Below are 20,739 nucleotides of genomic sequence, written 5' to 3' on the forward strand. Positions count from 1 at the left end.
TCTTTTTACTGTCCTAACTATACAAGAGTCTTACGCTTATTTTACCGAATTTCGCGACAGTGTACAAAGAAAATTCCTGCGTCATTTTTTGCGGGTCCAAAGAGGTATCCGGGATTCGGAGCATGCTACAATAACGTGAATAGGTAGGGAAGAAGAGGGGGAAGGACTGTGTCTAGTCTTACAACATTCGGACTCTCCGATGAACAGCGGATGTTTCGTGATACCGTAAGGCGTTTGGCAGAGGAAAAAGTAAAGCCCAGAGCGCAAGAAATTGATGAAACAGGAGAGTTTCCTTGGGACATCGTCGAATTGTTTCGGGAGTACGGGCTCTTGGGTGTTGCAATGCCCGAGGAATATGGTGGTGGCGGGGCGGACTTGCTCACGTCGTGTATCGCGATCGAAGAAGTGGCGCGTGTATGTGCCACCTCGGCCTTGATTATTGCTGCGCAGCATCTGGGCGCGATGCCTATACTGATTGCGGGATCGGCAGAGCAAAAGGCTCGGTACCTTCCTGATATTGCCCAAGGGCGGTGTCTGAGTGCCTTTGCCTTGACCGAGCCAGACGCCGGGTCGGACGCTGGGGGGACACGAACCCGCGCTATCAAAGAGGGGCATCAATATCGCATTAGAGAACTTGGTCTGGCAGGAGCGACTGGTGAGCCATATTGTGCAACATGTTTTGGCCACTTGTCGGGTGGAATTGCAAACGATTGAGCGGGACATTTCCCGCTTGGAAAAAGTCATTCCACCGTTCCCGCGTATTACTTATGACGAGGCCTTGGAACGTCTCAAGAGTGTGGGGATGCCGCTCGCATGGGGTGATGATATGGGAGCTCCCCACGAAACCGCTTTAGCCGAGATGTTTGATCGGCCGGTTTTTGTCACGCATTTTCCGACAGCATTAAAGGCCTTCTACATGCAACCGGATCCGCACAGACCGGAGGTGGCTCTAGCCGCCGATATGTTGGCGCCAGAGGGTTATGGAGAAATCATTGGCGGTAGTGAACGCATTCATGACCTGGATTTGCTGTTGGAGCGTATGGAGCAACATCATCTCGATCCTGCGGTTTATGCTTGGTACATTGACTTGCGACGATACGGCTCGGTGCCTCACAGTGGATTTGGGATGGGGTTGGAAAGAATGGTGGCATGGATCTGCAAGTTGGACCATGTGCGCGAAACCATTCCTTTTGCACGCACATTGAACCGGGTCTGGCCATAATGTCATGAGGAGGATGCGCAATGGATACGTCAACGAATAACGGTCCAGAGAATATGGGCCAAGCGCTCAATCAGGCCCGCATTCGCCGGCGTCTCTCGGTCGACCAAGTCAGTGAAGCTTTGCACATCCGGCGCGAATACTTGCTGGCTTTGGAGCAGAATCGGTGGGAGGACTTGCCTGGAGAAGTTTATGGACAAGGCTTTCTTCGGAACTATGCGCGGTATTTAGAACTCGATGGTGATGCCTTGGTAGAGCAGCGCCGCAAAGCCCTGGGACAGCCGTTAGATCATCCGGTATTGTCTCCAATGGAACCTATTGGACGTACGGGTCTTTATGCCCATGCCTCACCGCGGGCGACGCATAGGTCTTCCCCCTCGCGCATTCGCCGTCAAGACGGCGAAAAAGACATGCCCGAGTATTCCAACCCCCGGTTGATGATTTGGGTGGTCGGTGTTTTAGTGGTGCTATTCATTGGCGGGTTATGGTTGCTGCAACATTATTCGGGATCGGTGACGAGTCCTTTGGCGGAGAAAAGTCCGCCCAAATTACAGACTTCTGTTAAGGGCCCAGCTAAAAGCCATAAGGCACGATCTCATCCCCAGCTCGCCTCTCCCACGGGCGTTAAGATTACGCAACAAAGTGCGAGCCAAAGCGGCCATTCATATTATGCCCAATATGCTGTCAGCACGTCGCCAGTAACGATTGCTTTGTCTTTTACTGGGACGTGCTGGGTATCGGCGTCGGTCGATGGAGGTCCTGCCATGAGTAAACTCTATTATGCTGGGCAATCCGCTCAATTTTCAGGGTCTCACGATATCTCGCTGACGTTGGGCAGCCATGCGCTGACGATGATGATAAACGGACAGGCATTTGCACTTCCTACGGCCAATGATGTCTTGAATCTGTATTATTTCGCCAAATTGTGGCCAATAAAGAAGCCGTTGTTACAGAACTGCGTCATCATCAGCGTAGAGAAATTCATAACACCAATCAATTGCTTTACACGTTCCCGGGAGCAACGGGCATTAAGACTGGGACCACAGACGCTGCCGGCAAGTGCTTAGTGGCGTCTGCGCAGCGTAATGGCGATGAATTGATTGCCGTGGTTCTACATAGCCAAGATCGTTATAGCGATGCCCGCAATTTGTTGGCGTGGGGGTTTGAGCATTGGTCCACTGTGGAAGTCGTGCATCCTGGCGAGGTGTTGGCACAGGTGCCGGTTCAAGGCGGACAACAACCGATGGTGCCAGTGGAAGCTATGCATTCCGTGTGGTTGAGTCTACCGAATCAAGAGACCTATCACATCAACGCGACCTTAAAATTTCTTAAAGCGCCAGTTGCACGGCATCAAGCCAGCGGCTTTATAACAGTAACCACCCCTGGCCAGCCAGCGGTGGTTACTTCAGTGCAGACGATGCAAAGTGATGCGGCGGCTGTTCACCACCATCGGTGGTGGATTATCCGCGGTAAATAGGCTTGCCGTAGGTCAACAATTGTTTCAAAGTCACCAATTTGTAGCCTTTGGCTTTCAAATCCTGCAAGATGGTCGGCAAGGCAATGTCGGTTTGCTTACATGTGTCCGAAGCGTGCATGAGAATGATGTCTCCCGGATGAATGCGGGTCGTAACCCGGCGAATAATGGTGGGAACGCCCGGATTCATCCAGTCGAGGGAGTCTGTTCCCCATGTGACCGTGGTATAACCCACCGCGCGCGAAGCCATAATGGTACGGCTATTGAAATCACCATTCGGGGGCCTTACAAACGTGGCGCGTTTGCCGGTGATTTTTTCGATCGCAGCATTGGCTTTCATTAAATTTTCGGCAATACCGGCATTGGATAGGTCTGAGTAGTTAACATGAGCCCATCCGTGTGACTCGACTTCAGCGCCAGCGGCCGCATAGGCTTTCACGATGTCCGGGTGTTGCGAGGCCCATGGGCCTGACACAAAGATAGTCACAGGTACATGGTCTCGGGAGATTATGGACAAAACTTTTGGAGGCATCACTGTGCCCCAAGAAATATCAAACGTCAAAGCAGCAACCTTCTGGGTGGTCTCGACATCACGCAATGAATAACGATCCGCCGCGGGTAGCGGGGATGTCTGCGCAAATATGGTAGCCTGTTTTGATGTCCAAAAACTGGCTGCAACCAACCCGATGAGAATGAGCAAGGCCATAAAGGCCCGCGTAACCCGGTATTTTAATGTATGGATACGCAAAACTTCGCCTCCGTTTCGCAATGACAGTGACTGACTGCAGACATGTAGAATCCAAAGCACATGGTTTGCCTCTTTATTTTCCCGCCTCGCTGGGCTATGATACGTCCGAGGTGATTGTTTTGGCGACGAAAGTGGGGATGGTCTCTCTAGGCTGCCCCAAAAACCGAGTAGACTCGGAAGTGATGCTCGGTCTTCTTGAACAAGCAGGGTACCAGTTAACACCGGAAGCCGATGATGCCGAAGTGTTGATTGTGAATACGTGCGGCTTTATCAACTCAGCCAAGCAAGAATCGATTGATACGATTCTTGAGATGAATCATTACCGGGAAACTGGCCAACTCAAGGCATTAGTCATGGCTGGATGTCTCTCGCAAAGATATCAGCAAACCTTATGGGATGATTTGCCTGAAGTCGATGCCATGGTAGGAACAGGCGAGTTTCACCGCATTGTGGAAGCCGTGGAAGGGGCGTTAAACGGTACGCGCCCAAGTTTTTGGGGAGAAATGCCGGTAAGTGGATTAGCAGCTCCACGCAAATTAACAACACCCAATTATACGGCCTACTTAAAAATTGCCGAAGGCTGTGACCACAGTTGTGCCTTTTGCGCTATCCCCCAAATGCGGGGAGGATACCGCAGCCGACCTCTGCAAGATATTGTGGCTGAAGCCAAACGATTGGTAGCGCAAGGGGTACGCGAATTGATTTTAATTGCCCAAGATTCCACTATTTGGGGCCATGATCTCTACGGACATCCGGAGCTGCCACGGCTGTTGTATGCCTTACAAGAGATCCCGGATTTGGTTTTTGTTCGTATTATGTATAGTTATCCCACGCAGATTACTCCCGATCTTGTGCGTGCGATGCGCGATTTACCCGTTGTGGCCCCGTATTTAGATATGCCTCTCCAACACGCCCATCCTGAACTTCTGCAAAAAATGGGTCGGCCATTTCGGCGGGATAAAACAGATCGGGTCCTAGGGATGATTCGGGACGCTATACCTGATATCACCTTACGTACAACGTTTATCGTCGGGTTTCCGGGTGAAACCGATGACCATTTCCAAACCTTGCTGAACTTTATAGAGGAAATGCGCTTTGACCACGTCGGCATTTTCACGTATTCGCATGAAGAGGGTACAAGGGCGGAAAAATTGGGAGATCCGGTGTCCGAAGCGGTAAAGCAGCGTCGGCGCCGCGAGGCGATGCTGGTGCAACGCAAATTAGTGGGATCGGTACGGGGACGCCACATTGGCCATGTGATGCCAGTATTGATTGAAGATATAGGTGATACTGTTAGTGTGGGGCGCGGGGCTACTGATGCACCCGGCATTGATGGGGTGACGTACGTAAAAGGACGTTTTAGCCCCGGGCAGATTATTCCCGTCAAGATCTCTGGAACACGCGAATACGACCTGTTGGCGGAGGCGCTAATGTGAATGTAGCCGACCAAGTCACATTGTCGAGGATTATTCTCACGCCGGTTGTGGTGGCTCTATGGTTAGCTCACGCTCCTAAGTGGCATTGGATCGGCTTGGTGGTGTTTATTATTGCGGGTATGACAGATTTTGTTGATGGACGTCTTGCACGGCATGCATCAAAAACAACGCATTTTGGGGCTTATATGGACCCTTTGGCGGATAAAATTCTTGTGCTAGGTTCCGGTTTGGCGCTAATTGCGTCAAATCGGCTTTCTGTTTGGATCGTGTTGATTTTATTGTTGCGTGAATTTGCGATAACGGGATTGCGGTCGATTCTTCCCGCTGGAACGACGATGGGCGCCAGTGCCGTTGCGAAGTGGAAGACGACAGGGCAGCTTTTTGCTTTAGGTGCTTCGGCGGTATTGACAGGGATGGTCCCAATTGTGTTTTGGGTAGTCGCGTTAACGCTCACCATCTGGAGTGGTATTGAATACTTTTATCGGTATTGGCCACGCGCGTGAGTTTTTTGGAAAGATAAACTTTCTTGGCTTTTCCTGATGTGGCGGGCTTTCCCCGTCTAGACAAGCATTGCCTGCGCTCAATTGTTCTCGCTATGATATACTCCCCATTGATTGCGAAATGATTCGTGACATGGTGGTTGAAGGAGGGCGAGAACCATTGATGAAGTTTACGGTTCGGCAAGTTTTTTTGGTATTTGTTGTCTTTGCATTGGTTTTAGGATTGTTGCGCGGCGTTCAATGGATTTATATGCGGTCAGCAATCCGCTCGCCCTTGTTGCACGCCATGCAAAGCGTTACGGCCATGTACCGACGGCCATTACGATTGTATCGCATCCGAGTCCTGCTATGCTTCAATCACTCAATACTCTTCGCCTCATAATTGCCCAAGGTGAAGCCACGGGACAATATGTCGCGATGAATGCATCCATCCAGCAGGTGGCTAAACATGACCATTTCGCGGCGACCGTACAAATCAGTAGTCGTCACATTTTTGTCACCTTGAGGGCCCCGCAATATTGGGAAGACATTGTCATGCCGTTACGATTAGGGGGCCAAGGATGATGAAACGAGAAGTGGCTGTGGGGATTGGTCTAGCCGTAATTGTTTTCTTAGGTCTTGATGGCATTGATATTTGGCCGCTCGTTTTACTTATTGCTTTGGGTTCCGCACTCTACTTTTCGGGTATTTTGAGTCGCTTAAGTAATAAAAGCGCACGAAAAATCGTGCTAAGCCAAGTCAATACGACGTTTCAAGATATAGGCGGCCAGCATATGGCTAAAAGCGAACTCAAGGAAGCCTTGGAATTTATTTTAAAGCCCGAAGTGATTAGTAAACTCGGAATACGGCCGTTAAAAGGGATTCTCTTAACCGGCCCCCCTGGCACGGGGAAAACCTTATTGGCCAAGGCCGCTGCTCAATATACGGAATCCGTCTTTTTGGCTGCGTCAGGTTCGGAGTTTGTCGAAATGTATGCGGGTGTGGGTGCGCAGCGGGTACGTCAGTTGTTTCAAGACGCACGCACTTTGGCCCGTAAAGAAAAAAAGTCTAGTGCTATCATCTTTATTGATGAAATTGAAGTGATGGCCGGGAAACGCGGCAGCAACCAATCTCATTTGGAGTATGACCAAACCCTTAACCAACTGCTGGTCGAAATGGATGGCATGCAGATTCATGAGGACGATGTGCGGATTTTAGTGATGGCCGCCACTAACCGCGCGGATTTGCTCGACAATGCTCTGATGCGCCCGGGCCGCTTTGATCGCATGGTGCGGGTAGATTTACCGGATCGCGAAGGACGGCTAAGCATTTTGCAATTGCACACGCGTAATAAACCGCTTGCACCGGACGTGGATTTGGATAGCATTGCTCGGGAAACCTTCGGATTTTCGGGGGCACATTTAGAAAGTGTTTGTAATGAAGCAGCCATCCTGGCGATGCGAGAAGAGACCGATGTCATAACAACAAGGCACCTCCGTCAAGCCGTCGATAAAGTGATGTTAGGGGAAAAAATCGACCGCAACTTGCGCCGTGAAGACCTGAAAAGAGTAGCGGTTCACGAAGGAGGTCATGCCATTGTGGGGGAATTAGTATCCCCGGGCTCCGTGTCGTCAATTACGATTGCCGCGCGGGGAATGGCGCTAGGTTTTGTGCGGCATGCTCCCGAAGATGATCGGCTGTTGCAAACTATCTCGGAACTCAAAGCGGATATTCGCGTTCTATTAGGGGGTTCAACGGCCGAGCGCATCTTGTTAGGGGAACAAAGTACAGGAGCGGCCAACGATTTTGAAAAGGCATGGGATATTGCACGCCAAATGGTGTTGTCGGGGTTATCTCCGCTCGGTGTGGTTCAAGAAGAAGCGTTGTCGCCAGAGACGTTGTACAAGACGATCCGAGATATTATAGCGGAGCAACAAACCGTCGTCGACGAATTGATTACGAGCCATGAAGCGGAGTTGTGGACGCTGGCCAATGCGTTATTGGAGCACGAAACTCTTCCCGGCGAGGCCGTACGGGCTTATATCGCGTAAATTTATGGCATGCCTGCACACCCTGCAGGGCTGGGGGGTGTGCAGGTGGTTGTAATTCTGTCCCAAATATGGCATGATCAAAATACCTGATAGTACGGAGGGACAGGAGTGTTCAAACTTGCCGGCCTCGTGGCGGTAGGCGATGAAGTGTTGACCGGCGAAGTCATGAATTCCAATGCCGTGTGGCTTGCGCAACAATTATTATCGGTCGGGATACATATTCACGCCCAAACTGTGGTAGGGGATAGTGTGCGCACCATTATCCAAGCCCTTCGCTATTTGCGCCAGGACTGTGACCTGGTGGTTGTGACGGGTGGTTTGGGTCCTACGGCAGATGACGTGACTAAGGAAGCGGTGGCTCAGTTATATCAGCGGCCGGTGACTGTGGATTCCGAGACACACCAATACATTTCGGAACATCATGGACGGAACTCAGGTTGGGAAGAATCAATTAAGAAACAAGCGTCAGTCGTGTCGGGAGCGGTCATCTGGCAAAATCCCAAGGGCCAGGCTCCGGGTGAACTGATTGAATTAGAGGGGCAAACGCTGGTTTTGTTGCCCGGGCCACCACGAGAAATGGAAGCCATTGTTGAGCAGTATTTATTGCCGTGGTTGCGCCGTATGCAAGGTAGCCGAACGGTCATGCGTCAAAGTCTTTCATGCTTCGATATCGGCGAAGCGACACTCGCACACTGGATTGAACCGCTTTTGGCCGGCCAACATCCTAAAATGGGAATCTATGCGAAGCCTGGGCAAGTGGACATTCGGGTCGAGACTACCGCATTTTCCGAGCACGGGACCGTTTTAGCGCAACGGGCTCTAGCGTGGGTAAAGGGTCAGGTTCAAGCACCGTTGTATCATGTTCAAGGGGTGAATCGTGCCCAAGTCATTGTCGAGACCCTGCAAAAACGGCATGAGACCTGTAGCATGATGGAATCCCTCACCGGTGGGCTTTTAGCCGCGCGTCTTATTGAAGTGCCGGGCGCATCGCTCTGTGTGTCAGGAGGGACTGTTGCGTATACTGATCATGTCAAGCAGCTGTCTGGAGTGCCGGGACATGTACTGGAAGAGTTTGGGGCGGTTAGTGCTGAATGCGCGCAGGCGATGGCAGAGGCTGTTTGCCAACGGTTTCACACGGATTGGGGTCTGAGTACGACAGGGTATGCAGGTCCCGGGGGTGGAGACGCCGAAAATCCTGTAGGGACGTTTTATACGGCGGTAAGCCATAAAGGCCAAACGGTGGTTCGCAAACGCATTATTCACGTTGACCGACAAGGAGTACGAGAGGCCGCGGTAGAGATGGCGTTGACGCAATTGTGGGACCTACTCGAATTACCGGGTTAACGTATCGGGTGTGGGATGGAGAGGACATTAAAACATATGATGAAGGAGCTTTCGATGGAAGAGGAAACAGTAAAACTTGAATCGTTTAAAAGTATGGGGTTGACCAGCCCAGTACTTAAAGCTTTAGAAGACATGGGCTTTGAAGAACCATCACCCATTCAGGTTAAAACCATTCCCTTGATTTTGCAAGGGCACGATATTATTGGACAGGCTCAAACGGGAACCGGGAAGACAGCTGCATTTGGTGTTCCGATTGTCGAGTTGTTGGACCATCGCAGCAAAAAAGTGCAGGCCTTGGTGATGGCCCCCACGCGGGAATTAGCCATTCAGGTATCAGAAGAAATCACCAAAATCGGCCGCCATGCGGGCGTGAAAGTGGTTCCGATTTATGGAGGGCAGTCCTATGACCGTCAGATTCGAGCGCTAGAACACGGCGCACAGGTTGTGATTGGAACACCTGGTCGTGTCATGGACCATATTCGCCGAGGGACATTAAAGCTTGATAACGTTAAGGTCGTGGTTTTGGATGAAGCCGACGAAATGCTTGACATGGGCTTCATCGAAGACGTCGAGTTCATTTTGCAGAATGTACCCACCGAGCGCCAGACGATGCTATTTTCAGCGACCGTTCCTGATGCCATTTCCCGGTTGGCTCGGAAGTATCTGCGCCATCCTGAACACGTATCGATTAGCCCCGAGCGTTTGACGGTGCCCAAGATTGAACAAGTCTATTACGAAGTGCGAGAACATGAAAAATTAGATGGGTTGTCCAGGATTTTGGACATGGAGGGCGCTGAGCGCACCATTATCTTCTGCCGCACGAAAAAACGCGTCGATGAATTGGCCGAGGGCTTGCAAGCGCGAGGTTATTCTGCCGAAGCCATCCACGGGGACTTGAATCAAGTGCAACGGAACCGGGTGTTGAAACGCTTTAAAGAGGGAGTTAGTGAAATTCTGGTCGCTACCGATGTCGCGGCGCGAGGATTGGACATTGACAACGTGACGCACGTTATCAACTATGACTTGTCTCAAGACACAGAGACTTATGTCCACCGTATTGGACGGACGGGACGAGCCGGCAAGAGCGGCACGGCAATTACTCTCGTGTTGCCCAAGGAATTTCGCCAACTGCGGCAAATGGAAAAGTTGTTGCATGTTCGCTTACAACGGCGGCCCTTACCTACCCAGGAGGATGTTGCAGAGAAACAGCGGGAAGCATTGAAAAACCGCTTGGCCGATGAAATCGAGCATGGTGTGTTGCCGGCTTATCAAGAGATTGTGATGGAACTCGCACAGTCGTATGACAGTGTTGATATTGCCGCTGCTGCTTTGCGCTTAATGCTGGATAAGGGGCATGATCAAGCGCCAGAAGGAGAGTTCGGGGAAACGGGCGCAGAGCCCGGAATGGTTCGGCTGTTCTTAAACCTCGGGCGGATGGACCGCGTCTCTCCGGCTGATATTGTGCGGGGCTTAGCGGAAGGTGCGCATATTTCGCCCAAATAGAAAAGCAGTTCGGTAAGGGCTCGATTTTGGGGAAGCCCAAATCCTATAGGGGTGATACGGGCTGTGAATTGCAAGCGTTAGAAATTGCGGAAGCGTTGGTTCGGTCCGGGGCGTTGATTGATTAGAGCATGGTTGGATCGTGGACTAAGGTGGCAGCCCTCAATGTGCCACGCGCTGAAAATTGCGAGGGCGAAATGGGGCGGTGATTCCTGTTGGGCCCTTGTGCAAGCACGGGCGAAATGATTCCCATGTTGTCCCGCCTGAGCCTTGCGTAAGTTGACGGCGTCGATTTCGAAATCGAATACGGTCACAGTCTTTATTAACCAACTTCGAGAAAAAATTGGTGTGATGTTTGGAAATCCGGAGACAACCCCTGGAGGGCGAGCTCTGAAGTTCTACTCTTCCTTGCGTCTTGAAGTGCGCCGTATCGACAGCTTAAAGCAAGGAACCGATGTGGTGGGCAATCGAACGCGCGTCAAGGTTGTGAAAAATAAGGTGGCTCCCCCGTTCAAGCAAGCCGAATTTGATATTCTCTATGGGGAAGGGGTTTCCCGTGAGGGAAGTATCCTGGATTTGGCAGTTGAGATTAATTTAGTGCAAAAGAGCGGTGCATGGTATGCCTACGGAGATTTGCGCCTGGGGCAAGGGCGTGAGAATACTCGGGACTATCTCAAGAAAAATCCTGAGCTGGCGCAAGAATTAGACACAAAAATTCGCCAACATTTTCAAGCGGCCTCGTCACTGGTGACCATAGGCGCTCAAGATGACCAAGACATCCAATAAAGATCCTTACCTACAAGCCCTAAGGTGGTTGGGGTATCGTGATTATAGTCGACAGGATCTCTCCGCCCGGCTTCTCCGGGCGGGTTTTCCTGAACCTTTGGTGGACTCGGTCATGGACCAACTGGAGGCCAAAGGATGGCTCGATGACAAGCGGGTTGCCGCCCAACTTATCGAGCAATGTCTACGCAATGGTACGATGGGGCCAAGACTCGTAGTCCAAAAACTTCAGGATAAAAAGCTGCCGCGAGAGGTATGGGAGCCTTTATGGGAAGAACGGCAGCAGAATATTGATTGGTTAAAGATTGCTGAAGGTCTGCAAGAGCGTTACGATATCAAGGATGACCGCGAGCGTATTCGCTACGGACGGTACCTTGTCCGCCGGGGCTTTCCCACGTCTATTGTCTGGAAGATAATAGGGCATGGCGACCAAGGGGGATGAGAAAGGAGCCGTAGGTATGGCATTAAAGATTATTGATGAGTGTATTTCGTGTGGTGCTTGCGAGCCGGAGTGCCCCAATGAAGCCATTCGCGAAGGGGTCGATATTTATATTATTGATCCGGACCACTGTACCGAGTGCTTTGGGTTTTACGGGACCCAACAGTGCGCTGATGTGTGTCCTGTAGAGGCCTGCGTCGCTGATGTTGCACACTCCGAATCGCGGGAGGAATTAGAGACAAAATTTCAACGGCTGTATCCCGGTAAAGCACTAGAAAATACTGACCAGTGGAAGCCTCCCGTCCTCTAAGCGACCATAAAGCGAGTTTTCTATGGCATCGCATATGATATCAAGAAGATGTGGGATGGCCGGAAAAGGAGGGTGCGGAATGAACCTATCATCATCAGGTTGGGGGAGTAGCACACGGGGGCTTGGGGCATTAATTACGGTTATGATGCGGTATCCGGAGATCAACAGCGTCCAATTTAATCCTGATGACCGGACGCTTAATATGACATTCATCGTCCGTAAGACGTTGGGGGAAGACGTATGGCAACGCTTCCAACTTCAGCTCCAAGATGTGCTGCAAACCTACCGGTGGGTTACGGGCCGGCCTTTATCGCAGATTAGTCTGGATCGTCTTGAGTGGGACACTGCCACGATTATTGAATTGCGACGGGATATTGAGACCGTATCCGTCGAGGAAGTGGGCATGATGATCGAGATTCTTCATGATTGGTTCGAACAAGACGTGGTAATGGATTCCCATGATCTCTTGGAAGAAGAATTAATGCTTCAGGAGGAAACGATTCAGGCCAATCTTGAAGCCCTCACAAAAGACGCACATGGACATTTAGTGGCGTTGCGAGACGAGGGACGGGTTGTGGTGTTTAATACCTAAGTGGGTTGAAGGAGGAAAGGCGGGCGGCTATGAAGGTTTTGTTAGTGGGAGACATCGTGGGAAAAACCGGTCGCCGTATGCTTAAAGAGGCTCTTCCCCGTCTACGTGAAGAGTACGCTATTGATATGGTTGTGGCCAATGGCGAGAATGCGGCTGGGGGTAACGGGATTACCCACGAAATCATGGATGACCTTCTCGGGTCCGGGGTTGATGTCTTGACGTCGGGAAATCATATCTTTGATAAAAAAGAGGTCTTTGATTTTCTCGATGATGTCCCAGCTCTTTTACGACCGCTCAACCTTCCTCCGGGCACTCCGGGTCATGGGTACGTTGTCACGGCCACCAACGATATTCCGGTGGCCGTCATTAATGTAGCGGGACGGGCATTTATGCCGTTCCAATATGATGACCCTTTACAAGGGCTTGATCATGTGCTGAGTAGTTTGCCCTCTGAAGTTAAGGTCATTCTCGTCGATTTTCATGCCGAGACCACGTCGGAAAAGATTGCCTTGGGATGGTATTTAGACGGGCGGGTCAGCGCGTTGGTGGGTACTCATACCCACGTACAGACGGCGGATGAGCGTATTTTGCCTAAAGGCACCGCTTATATCACTGATCTGGGGATGACCGGTCCTTGTGACTCGGTAATTGGAGTAAAATCTGAGTTGGTCATCCAAAAAATGCGGACTCAAATGCCAGTACGCTTCGAGACGGCGACGGGTCCCGGTCAATTTGGCGGCTTAGTGGTGGATGTCGATCCGACCAATGGCAAGGCACTGTCTCTTCATAGGATATTCTACCGGGAGTAGGAGGAGTGTACGTGTTATGGCATGGCGAAGAAACACCCGTGGTCGATACGCATGCAGATAGTTTACTGGACGCTCTAAAGGGAAAGCGGCACTTGTACGAGCGCTCACACGAGGGGCAGCTGGATTTTCCCCGCATGGTCGAAGGCGGCCACCGCTTGCAATTCCTTTCGTGTTGGGTGGAGCCCGAATATAAACCGGAACGGGCCTTACCTCGACTTCTGTCGTTTGTTGACCAATTTGACCAAGAAGTGTTGGGGGCAGGCGGTATGGTCGTGCCCGTTGTGGATGACAGGTCGTTGTTGGCAGCGCTATCGCCGGGTAAAATCGGAGTGGTCATGTCCATGGAAGGAGCCGAAGCGGTTGGCACCGACCCTCGTATGGTGCGCATTATGCACCGCCTAGGTTTTCGCTTGATGAGTTTGACGTGGAACGAGCGCAATGCGTTAGCGGATGGAGCGGGGGAAGACCCGGGAGGCGGCGGCCTGAGTGTTGCAGGACGCAGGATTGTACAAGAAATGAACCGGGTGGGGATCGTACTTGATGTCTCTCATCTCAGCCATGCAGCGTTTTGGGATGCCATGGAGACGTCTGAGCGCCCGGTCATCGCCTCGCATTCAAACTGCCGTACATTGGCGGACCATCGCCGCAACTTGACGGATGCGCAGATTATTGCATTGGCCAAAGCCAATGGCATTCAAGGATTGACGTTTGTGCGCGATTTCTTGGGAGGTCAAGAAGATGTCGAACGGGTTGTGGACCATGCCTGTCTGCATCTTGACTTGGTGGGCGATGATCACCATTTAGGGTTGGGATCAGATTTCGACGGGGTGGAACATCCGGTGGATGGACTAGAGGACGTGACACGTCTGACCCACTTAGCAGACCGTATGAGTGCGCGAGGTTTGGCAGACGATACAATTCGTCGCATTTTTGGGATGAATTATGTGGAGTTTTTTACCCGCGAGTGGTCACGTAAGGAGGAGAGGGATAACCATGGATATTAAGACAATAACAGGTCGCCTTCAGACTGGGACCGTTGAGTTGACGGTTGTGGGCGTATTTCAGGATAGTGCTGGACAAGTTTCGGAACATATCCCCGGAGGTCTGCGCCGCGCGTTAGCGGATGCATGGGCGCGTCAAGAATTTGAAGGAAAGCTTCTACAGCGCTTTATCGTGACGAGCACGGATGCCGACCTTGATCGCGTTCTCTTTATCGGCATGGGCCCATCTAAGGAGTTTGATGTCCATGCGTTACGGAAGATTATGGGGCAAGCGGCGCAAACCAGCGAAAGCTTAAAAGTGCGCTCCGTAGGATTCGAGCTACCGGAGGCTGATTATGCCGCATTAGACGCAGTAACGGCGGCTGTCGAAGGATGGGTACTGGGAAGCTGGCGCTTTGAAGGATATCATCAAAAGCCTGTCGACCGTCAAATTCCGGCCCTCGTATTGGCGGGCATTCAGGACGACGAGGCGGCGGCTTTGGGCATTAAACGCGGCTTATCCCTTGGACAGGCCCAAAACCTGACCCGTGAGCTAGGTTTTACGCCATCGAACAAATTATATCCTGAGCTCTTGGCGCAAGAGGCGGTCAAGGCGGGGAACGCGCATGGCTTTGAGGTCGAGGTCATGGATGAAGCGCGCTTAGCTGAACTTGGCATGGGTGCGTTGTTGGGCGTGGGACAAGGTAGTGTGCATCCTCCTCGACTCGTCGTGATGCGCTATCATGGGCACGGCGAAAAAACATTGGCGCTTGTCGGAAAGGGCATAACGTTTGATTCGGGGGGCATTAGTCTCAAACCATCGGCTAACATGGAAGAAATGAAGTATGACATGTTGGGTGCAGGTGCTGTGTTAGGCGCGATGTGTGCGATTGCGGATACAAAACCCGCGATTAATGTGATTGGCATTATGGCAATCGCTCAAAATATGCCGTCGGGCTCAGCCTATAAGCCGGGTGATGTGGTGCGGGCATTTAATGGCAAAACGATTGAAATTACGAACACCGATGCGGAAGGGCGCGTGGCGTTGGCAGATGGTGTGAGTTATGCCGCGCATCTCCACCCCGACTGGATCGTCGAAACGTCCACCTTAACCGGGGCGGTTATTGTCGTATTAGGCCATGAAGCGACAGGGCTCGTGGCGACCGATACGGCTTTAGCCAACCAGGTGATTACAGCGGCAACTGCGGCGGGTGAACGAGTGTGGCAATTGCCCATCTATCCGGAATACAAGGCGTTGTATAAATCGTCAGTAGCGGATATGAAAAATTCGCCAGGACGCGATGCGGGTACTATCACGGGTGGGATGATTATCAGTGAATTCGCGGGAGACGTACCATTTGCCCATTTGGACATTGCGGGGACCGCGTGGACCAAAGAAGGCCCCCTGACTGCTGTGAGTGGAGCTACAGGAGTCATGGTGCGGACGTTTGTGCAATTGGCACATACTTTGGGTTAATAAACGTGGTGGGTTGCCAAAGCGCCTAGGACGGACCGTCCTAGGCGCTTTGTGATCCTCACGCTTTGCCACTTGAGGAATAATTTGCCACTATCCTCGGTATACTAGGCTCAGGAGGTGGAATTGATGTACCACGATGCGCAAAAAGAAATTGCGCGGTTGGAAGAAGAAATCCAAAGCCTGCATGCTAAGTTGTTAGGGCTGCGTTCGAGCCGCCGTGTCCTCATGAACCTCTTAACATTGCAAGCGCGTGAAAAGCAATGGCGAATTCACTCATTGGAGCTAGAAAATCGGCAGTTACGGACGTTGTTAAAAAGCCATCGGCGCCTGGTCAAGAGCCCGTAGATCAGGCGCATGATGTAATGGGGATTGTCCATACTATGGGCAAATAACCTAAAAGAGGGCTGTACGATGAATAACCGGGACTGGCTTATGGTGTGGCGCGAATATAAAGTCTGGATTGTTGGGGGAGTGGCCGCTGTGGTTATTGCCCTCATTGCATGGATCAGCATTCGTGCGCCACGATCGGCCGCCCCAGCGTTGCAAAACTTTCAGGTCGTTGGTTTCTATCAAAATTATAACCCAACAAGTGGACACCCAGGGTCGGAATCGTCTTTTGAACACCATGTGACGCAGTTGAGTACGGTAAGTCCCCGTTGGTTTCTCGTCGACCCGTCGGGCGCTGTGTCCGATATCGGCTATACCCCAAGTGTGGTGCGTCTTGCTCATGCCCATCACGTGCAGGTCGTTCCGCTGTTCAATAATGCGCAGGGTAGTGCGCAGGTCTTATACAGCGCTGCTGCGCGTACAAATGCCGTCAACAATATAGTAGCGTTGGTTAAGCAGGATCACTTAGATGGCGTTAATATCGATTTCGAACTGATTCCTGCATCGAGTCGCGGAGATCTTAGCCTCTTTATCGCTCAACTCAGCAAACAACTCCATGCGATTCATAAAATTGTGGCCGTCTCCGTGTTTCCGCTCGTAGGAGTACCGTCTTCGATTAATGGCGCCTATGACTACAGGCAACTGGGCGCGTCAGCCAATTACTTGGTCATCATGACTTACGACCATCACTATAGCGGGGGCCCTCCGGGACCGGTGGCGCCGTGGGAGTGGGTTAAACAAAATATGGATGCAGCACTTAAACTCGTCCCGGCGGACCACTTGATTTTAGCCATTGGCATGTATGGGTATGACTGGGTGGATAACGGGTCTGCAGGTCCTGCCACCACGGTGCCAGATGAGAGTGTACCGTCCCTTGAGCACGAATATGGGGTGACGTCTCGGTATAATCCTTGGGACTCTCAAAATGTGTTGACCTATACTACGCGAGCAGGGGTCAAGCATATTGTTTACTACATGGGGAATCGATCGGCTCAAGCTCGTGTGCGATTAGCGCAATCTCGGCATTTAGCAGGTGTGGCGTTATGGCGGTTAGGATTTGAGTCACCCGGATTTTGGACGAAGATTCCAAGGGGGTAACAAGCCTGACACAGGACCTCTGGGTATTGGGAGCGGGTATGCTCGTTGGCTTTCAGGGGGGAGCGGGCTTCTTTGAGCGGGGGCGTTTGTCCCACACTTTGTCCACTCTTTGGCTCTGGGGATTGGGCATGGTCGTGGTTGTGGTGCTATGGCAAACGACAGGAGATCGTGCCCCCGCCTCATTGCGCGGCTGGTGGTTTGCGGCCGGTTGCATTTTAGTTTTTAAAGCCTTAGCCGATATTCAACGGCATCAAAGAATTTCCCATACCTTGTCCCATTTATGGGTTGAACCGCTCGAAGCCGTTGGCACCCTGTGGGCCTTAGTCATCGGTTCGGGACAGGTATTGGCCGTTGTGACAGGATTTGTTGCCGGATTCGCCTTGCCGTTTGCGCTGCAAAATTGGATGAGCCCCTGGCACAGCGCACTGACGGTCTTGCGCACCATTACCTTAGGGGCCGTTGGTTTAGAAAATATTGTGGAAGCGTTAGCGCCGATGCGAGTGCACATGGACCTCGAAGTTTTGTGGATGGTGCCGTGGCTCATTTGGTGGGAAGTTAGTGATTGGTTTTGGCGCGATTCCTCCACAACATGGCAATCCAAGCGATAAACAACACCACGACGACGGCACCAAAATATTGGGCTAAGTGGCCGATATTTTGCCAACGGTTGCCTAAAATATAGCCAATATAGGTAAATAAAATGGTCCAAGGCAGTGCCCCTAGCAAAGAAAAAAGGATGAATCGCCCTATTGGCATTTCCGCAACACCGGCTGGCAACGAGATATACGTGCGGATGCCGGGGAGTAACCGCCCAAAAAATACGGCGCCATCACCATGGCGCTGAAACCAATGGTCCGCACGCTCTATTTGTTTTTGGTGAATGAGGACATAGCGGCCATATTTCTCTATCAAAGGCCTGCCCCCGTACCGCGCGATCCAGTAGGCAAAAACTGCTCCAAAGAGCCCTCCGAGTAAACCTGCCAGCATAGCTTCCGTTAAGGTGGCGCGGTGGAGATAGACCAGATATCCGGCATACGGCAAGATAATCTCAGAAGGCACCGGGATGTATGCGCTTTCCAGAAACATGCCAATAAACACACCCATAATGCCTAAGGCAAGAATCCCATGGGTAACACTATGTAAAAGGGCCACCACCGCATCTGTTCCTTTCTTCCTACCAACCGCAAGTCGGGATTCTCCCGAAGGCGGCTTGGTGGTTGTCAATTAGGCATTGTTCGTTCCCCACAACGCCGCGCGTATGCCACGGCAAAACGTCATAATAGGCGCCGGTGAAGGGGATTAGACTCATGTCTCGCCCCCATTAGACCCCTTACACACTTAAGAGAGTCTTTAAGACATTATGATAATACCACACGCCGGAAGACAACTCCGGTGTCCACGTGCCGGGCGATCTTTTATCTGCTTTTCGCTCGGAATGCAGGCGAGCAGACACAACATGATGTCATGGCATCATTGCCCGGCGTATAAAGACCTTAAAAGGGATGCTGCCAGGGACCCTTAGGAAGTTTCGGTTGACTTTTCTGGTACTCGTGCAACGCGTCTAAGTCGACATCGGCCATGACAATGCCCTCTCCGTACGCCGAGGAAGATTCAGCAACAATGCCAGTGTGGTCAGGGGTTAAAGCTGCTGGTAGATAAATGCCAGCTTTACCGCTTAAGGTAAAGCCGAATAGGGAACCTGTGCCCGCGCCTACAATCCCGCATACAGGCGTTTCTTGCACGCGCGCCCACGTGCCTCTTCGTGCTTTATGTTCGGAATATTGGGGTTCGGGATCGGCGATAGGAACGGCGATGAGATCAGCACCCCGATGTCGTAGCATACGAAACGTCTCGAAATAAGTGGCATCATTGCATACGACCGTGTATAAGGACCAGGAGTTGGCGGTTTGGTTGACGAGGGATCCGGCGGTTACTCCCCAATCCTGTTCAAAAGCAAATAAGTGCATTTTGGGTTGTTCGGCCATGATATGGCCTTGATCCGAGATGATTAGGGCTTGATTGACTAGCCGCTGGTGCCGGACCGTGAGTCCTGAACCCGCAACCGTAATAATCGCAAAATGGCGTGCCATATCTTGCATCACACGCTGCCAATGGTCATAAGCAATGGGTGCGAGAGTAGCAAGAGCCAAGGCTGTTTGACTTGGGTCAGGTGGACCTGGGGAGCGGGGCAGCCACCGTGCAATGATGCCAAGCAGAGGCAGTGACATATCTTCCGGGAATACGAGGATATCCGCTCTGGCTTGAGCCGCGGATTGAAAGATGGCATGAAGCCGCTTATGCCACAAAGACGGTTCAGGCACGGCATCTAAAGAAAACTGAGCCGCGGCTATTCGCACTACAGGCCTCTCCTTTCGTCGAGGGAAGTCATGCCGTGGTGCTGTTAAAGGCGTCCAGGAACGCTGCAATGTACGGCGCAGGTGGCCAGCGAGTACGCGGAGATAGAGGTTTTTCACCCGATGGCCGATTGTCATGGGGCAATCCACCAGTGCGTGCGGTAGAGATCGGGGCGCCGCCGTTGCCACAGGGGATAGCGTTCTCGAACCTCGAACACCTGAGACCATTCCCATTGGACATGGGAAGAGACGGCCGGAATAAATCCGGTGGTCGTGGGGTCCATTTCGCAGGGAACAAGAAGACCGGGGTGCGGCCACCACGTCAACGCCACGACTTGATTTTGCTGGACCTCTCGCCACAACCCGCTGCGGTAATCAGCGCGTGGAGCTTCCCCAACGACAAGGAAGAGCATGGCCCCATGATGAGCGAAATACCGACTGATTTCCGGAAATTGAAGGTGTGATTCAGCCATTAATGCGACAGACTGTTGGTGCCATTCCACGAGGAGCGGCAAGTTCGTCATGGGCTCGTGGCGCCATGTGTCGTCTTTGATCCAAAACATCTGCTGGTCGTCCTCTATAAATAGACCCCGCTGTTCAAGAGGCCAAGGTGCCGAGATATCCGGGCAACCACGCCCCATTATCCACGCGTCAGAAGGGATTAAGGGCTCATAGAGTGCTGTGTCGAGAAAATACGCGTGTGGCATAACGTGCTCCATCAACTGGGTTGCAATAAAATATGGATAGTTTGTAATGCGTGTTTGGCGCGGGCGATGTTGTCCGGCGTGCCCTCGACCGTATGCAGGTGGACTCCATCCGTTAACTGAGACAGCAGGGCGGCACCTTGTGACTGCATCGTTTGTAGGAAATTGTCCACGTCGTCGGACGAGGTTAAATTCAAGTTGCCTACGAGCTCACCGTATAGGGGATGGGCGACAATGACATTAAGCACCGTGACATGATGCGAAACCAGGGTGAGGAGCTCCTGTCGAACAATATGGGGGTCATCAGAGTGTTTGACTGCTAGCACTTGCCGAATACTGCCCGAAGGCTTTTCCCAAATCATATACCCCCGCGGGGTGGAGATGATGGGATGTCCTTCCGCGCGTAATAAGGCAATGTCTTGCACGACCACTTGACGGCTGACCCCTAATGTCTGAGACAGCTCATGTCCCGCAATGGGCGTGGTACCGTTTAAATGTGCTTTAAGCCATGCCCGGCGTTCACTTCCAGTCATACCCTATACCTGCCTTCCGAAG

The 20,739-nt window shown here is 51.9% G+C and carries 24 protein-coding genes and 1 pseudogene; 20 read left to right on the plus strand and 5 right to left on the minus strand.

Annotation, left to right across the window (positions count from 1 at the left end; translation table 11 throughout):
• Positions 1–168: 168 nt before the first annotated feature.
• The 4 genes from ORD20_RS15070 to ORD20_RS15085 are packed head-to-tail and all read left to right on the plus strand — an operon-like array spanning position 169 to position 2,696.
• On the plus strand, positions 169–714 hold the full coding sequence (locus ORD20_RS15070) for an acyl-CoA dehydrogenase family protein (protein ID WP_430626319.1): 546 nt from the start codon (positions 169–171) through the stop codon (positions 712–714).
• Entirely contained in the window at positions 656–1,222 is a 567-nt protein-coding gene (locus tag ORD20_RS15075; RefSeq protein WP_430626320.1) for an amino acid--tRNA ligase-related protein, read from the plus strand. The genes ORD20_RS15070 and ORD20_RS15075 overlap by 59 nt, the downstream gene beginning before the upstream one ends.
• Positions 1,223–1,242: 20 nt before the next feature.
• Complete coding sequence (locus ORD20_RS15080; protein ID WP_430626321.1) at positions 1,243–2,286, plus strand: helix-turn-helix domain-containing protein; 1,044 nt, start codon at positions 1,243–1,245, stop codon at positions 2,284–2,286.
• Positions 2,217–2,696: a hypothetical protein gene (locus ORD20_RS15085; protein WP_430626322.1), complete on the plus strand. Its 480-nt coding sequence runs from the start codon at positions 2,217–2,219 to the stop codon at positions 2,694–2,696. The genes ORD20_RS15080 and ORD20_RS15085 overlap by 70 nt, the downstream gene beginning before the upstream one ends.
• Here the strand turns inward: ORD20_RS15085 and ORD20_RS15090 are convergent.
• On the minus strand, positions 2,680–3,441 hold the full coding sequence (locus ORD20_RS15090; protein ID WP_103374583.1) for a polysaccharide deacetylase family protein: 762 nt from the start codon (positions 3,439–3,441) through the stop codon (positions 2,680–2,682). The two genes, ORD20_RS15085 and ORD20_RS15090, sit on opposite strands and share 17 nt — an antisense overlap.
• A 110-nt stretch (positions 3,442–3,551) precedes the next feature.
• Between ORD20_RS15090 and rimO the strand changes: the two genes are divergently transcribed.
• The 16 genes and pseudogenes from rimO to ORD20_RS15170 all read left to right on the plus strand — a co-directional run bounded on the left by rimO (position 3,552) and on the right by ORD20_RS15170 (position 17,734).
• The gene (gene rimO, locus ORD20_RS15095) at positions 3,552–4,877 is read left to right on the plus strand and encodes a 30S ribosomal protein S12 methylthiotransferase RimO (protein ID WP_242968299.1); all 1,326 of its coding nucleotides are present in this window, start codon (positions 3,552–3,554) and stop codon (positions 4,875–4,877) included.
• Positions 4,874–5,380 carry a CDP-diacylglycerol--glycerol-3-phosphate 3-phosphatidyltransferase gene (gene pgsA / locus ORD20_RS15100; RefSeq protein WP_158246170.1) on the plus strand — a complete coding sequence of 169 codons (507 nt, stop codon included), beginning with the start codon at positions 4,874–4,876 and terminating at the stop codon, positions 5,378–5,380. The genes rimO and pgsA overlap by 4 nt, the downstream gene beginning before the upstream one ends.
• A 237-nt stretch (positions 5,381–5,617) precedes the next feature.
• Positions 5,618–5,941, plus strand: coding sequence for a hypothetical protein (locus ORD20_RS15105; RefSeq protein WP_430626323.1), 324 nt, complete (start codon positions 5,618–5,620; stop codon positions 5,939–5,941).
• Complete coding sequence (locus ORD20_RS15110; RefSeq protein WP_103374581.1) at positions 5,941–7,407, plus strand: AAA family ATPase; 1,467 nt, start codon at positions 5,941–5,943, stop codon at positions 7,405–7,407. The genes ORD20_RS15105 and ORD20_RS15110 overlap by 1 nt, the downstream gene beginning before the upstream one ends.
• 108 nt (positions 7,408–7,515) lie before the next feature.
• Complete coding sequence (locus ORD20_RS15115; RefSeq protein WP_103374554.1) at positions 7,516–8,751, plus strand: CinA family nicotinamide mononucleotide deamidase-related protein; 1,236 nt, start codon at positions 7,516–7,518, stop codon at positions 8,749–8,751.
• A 54-nt stretch (positions 8,752–8,805) separates the two neighbouring features.
• Entirely contained in the window at positions 8,806–10,254 is a 1,449-nt protein-coding gene (locus ORD20_RS15120; protein ID WP_430626324.1) for a DEAD/DEAH box helicase, read from the plus strand.
• Between the two features lie 53 nt (positions 10,255–10,307).
• Positions 10,308–11,037, plus strand: a pseudogene (locus tag ORD20_RS15125) (recombinase RecA); the annotation flags it as partial.
• A complete protein-coding gene (locus tag ORD20_RS15130; RefSeq protein WP_103374551.1) occupies positions 11,018–11,476 on the plus strand; it encodes a regulatory protein RecX in 459 nt (152 codons plus the stop codon). The pseudogene ORD20_RS15125 and the gene ORD20_RS15130, both read left to right, overlap by 20 nt.
• Positions 11,477–11,492: 16 nt before the next feature.
• Complete coding sequence (locus ORD20_RS15135) at positions 11,493–11,783, plus strand: YfhL family 4Fe-4S dicluster ferredoxin (RefSeq protein ID WP_103374580.1); 291 nt, start codon at positions 11,493–11,495, stop codon at positions 11,781–11,783.
• A 79-nt stretch (positions 11,784–11,862) separates the two neighbouring features.
• The gene (locus tag ORD20_RS15140; RefSeq protein ID WP_103374550.1) at positions 11,863–12,375 is read left to right on the plus strand and encodes a hypothetical protein; all 513 of its coding nucleotides are present in this window, start codon (positions 11,863–11,865) and stop codon (positions 12,373–12,375) included.
• Between the two features lie 29 nt (positions 12,376–12,404).
• Positions 12,405–13,184: a TIGR00282 family metallophosphoesterase gene (locus ORD20_RS15145; protein WP_103374549.1), complete on the plus strand. Its 780-nt coding sequence runs from the start codon at positions 12,405–12,407 to the stop codon at positions 13,182–13,184.
• Positions 13,185–13,195: 11 nt separating this feature from the next.
• The gene (locus ORD20_RS15150; RefSeq protein ID WP_103374548.1) at positions 13,196–14,188 is read left to right on the plus strand and encodes a dipeptidase; all 993 of its coding nucleotides are present in this window, start codon (positions 13,196–13,198) and stop codon (positions 14,186–14,188) included.
• Entirely contained in the window at positions 14,178–15,641 is a 1,464-nt protein-coding gene (locus ORD20_RS15155) for a leucyl aminopeptidase (protein WP_103374547.1), read from the plus strand. The genes ORD20_RS15150 and ORD20_RS15155 overlap by 11 nt, the downstream gene beginning before the upstream one ends.
• A 126-nt stretch (positions 15,642–15,767) precedes the next feature.
• Positions 15,768–15,986, plus strand: a complete 219-nt coding sequence (locus tag ORD20_RS15160) for a hypothetical protein (protein WP_103374546.1) — start codon at positions 15,768–15,770, stop codon at positions 15,984–15,986.
• Positions 15,987–16,052: 66 nt separating this feature from the next.
• Positions 16,053–17,126: a glycosyl hydrolase family 18 protein gene (locus ORD20_RS15165; RefSeq protein ID WP_103374545.1), complete on the plus strand. Its 1,074-nt coding sequence runs from the start codon at positions 16,053–16,055 to the stop codon at positions 17,124–17,126.
• Between the two features lie 38 nt (positions 17,127–17,164).
• A complete protein-coding gene (locus ORD20_RS15170; protein ID WP_103374544.1) occupies positions 17,165–17,734 on the plus strand; it encodes a hypothetical protein in 570 nt (189 codons plus the stop codon).
• Here ORD20_RS15170 and ORD20_RS15175 read toward each other — a convergent pair.
• The 4 genes from ORD20_RS15175 to ORD20_RS15190 all read right to left on the minus strand — a co-directional run bounded on the left by ORD20_RS15175 (position 17,682) and on the right by ORD20_RS15190 (position 20,717).
• Positions 17,682–18,350, minus strand: a complete 669-nt coding sequence (locus ORD20_RS15175) for a DedA family protein (protein WP_242968297.1) — start codon at positions 18,348–18,350, stop codon at positions 17,682–17,684. The genes ORD20_RS15170 and ORD20_RS15175 overlap by 53 nt on opposite strands.
• A 269-nt stretch (positions 18,351–18,619) precedes the next feature.
• Positions 18,620–19,483, minus strand: a complete 864-nt coding sequence (locus ORD20_RS15180; protein ID WP_158246169.1) for a nitrilase-related carbon-nitrogen hydrolase — start codon at positions 19,481–19,483, stop codon at positions 18,620–18,622.
• Between the two features lie 131 nt (positions 19,484–19,614).
• On the minus strand, positions 19,615–20,187 hold the full coding sequence (locus ORD20_RS15185) for a hypothetical protein (RefSeq protein ID WP_146038979.1): 573 nt from the start codon (positions 20,185–20,187) through the stop codon (positions 19,615–19,617).
• A gap of 11 nt (positions 20,188–20,198) precedes the next feature.
• Positions 20,199–20,717: a transcription repressor NadR gene (locus ORD20_RS15190; RefSeq protein ID WP_103374541.1), complete on the minus strand. Its 519-nt coding sequence runs from the start codon at positions 20,715–20,717 to the stop codon at positions 20,199–20,201.
• Positions 20,718–20,739 lie beyond the last annotated feature (22 nt).

The sequence above is a fragment of the Sulfobacillus thermotolerans genome (genome assembly GCF_039623705.1).
In the GTDB taxonomy this organism is placed as follows: Bacteria; Bacillota; Sulfobacillia; order Sulfobacillales; family Sulfobacillaceae; genus Sulfobacillus; species Sulfobacillus thermotolerans.

What these genes read in the sequence shown, in the direction of transcription:
- ORD20_RS15160 (WP_103374546.1), top strand. Translation starts at nt 15,768, where the DNA reads ATGTACCACGATGCGCAAAAAGAAATTGCGCGGTTGGAAGAAGAAATC.
- ORD20_RS15080 (WP_430626321.1), top strand. Translation starts at nt 1,243, where the DNA reads ATGGATACGTCAACGAATAACGGTCCAGAGAATATGGGCCAAGCGCTC.
- ORD20_RS15130 (WP_103374551.1), top strand. Translation starts at nt 11,018, where the DNA reads ATGACCAAGACATCCAATAAAGATCCTTACCTACAAGCCCTAAGGTGG.
- ORD20_RS15165 (WP_103374545.1), top strand. Translation starts at nt 16,053, where the DNA reads ATGAATAACCGGGACTGGCTTATGGTGTGGCGCGAATATAAAGTCTGG.
- ORD20_RS15185 (WP_146038979.1), bottom strand. Translation starts at nt 20,187, where the DNA reads ATGCCACACGCGTATTTTCTCGACACAGCACTCTATGAGCCCTTAATC.
- ORD20_RS15155 (WP_103374547.1), top strand. Translation starts at nt 14,178, where the DNA reads ATGGATATTAAGACAATAACAGGTCGCCTTCAGACTGGGACCGTTGAG.
- ORD20_RS15145 (WP_103374549.1), top strand. Translation starts at nt 12,405, where the DNA reads ATGAAGGTTTTGTTAGTGGGAGACATCGTGGGAAAAACCGGTCGCCGT.
- ORD20_RS15105 (WP_430626323.1), top strand. Translation starts at nt 5,618, where the DNA reads ATGGATTTATATGCGGTCAGCAATCCGCTCGCCCTTGTTGCACGCCAT.
- ORD20_RS15135 (WP_103374580.1), top strand. Translation starts at nt 11,493, where the DNA reads ATGGCATTAAAGATTATTGATGAGTGTATTTCGTGTGGTGCTTGCGAG.
- ORD20_RS15140 (WP_103374550.1), top strand. Translation starts at nt 11,863, where the DNA reads ATGAACCTATCATCATCAGGTTGGGGGAGTAGCACACGGGGGCTTGGG.
- ORD20_RS15120 (WP_430626324.1), top strand. Translation starts at nt 8,806, where the DNA reads ATGGAAGAGGAAACAGTAAAACTTGAATCGTTTAAAAGTATGGGGTTG.
- ORD20_RS15190 (WP_103374541.1), bottom strand. Translation starts at nt 20,717, where the DNA reads ATGACTGGAAGTGAACGCCGGGCATGGCTTAAAGCACATTTAAACGGT.
- ORD20_RS15170 (WP_103374544.1), top strand. Translation starts at nt 17,165, where the DNA reads ATGCTCGTTGGCTTTCAGGGGGGAGCGGGCTTCTTTGAGCGGGGGCGT.
- ORD20_RS15110 (WP_103374581.1), top strand. Translation starts at nt 5,941, where the DNA reads ATGAAACGAGAAGTGGCTGTGGGGATTGGTCTAGCCGTAATTGTTTTC.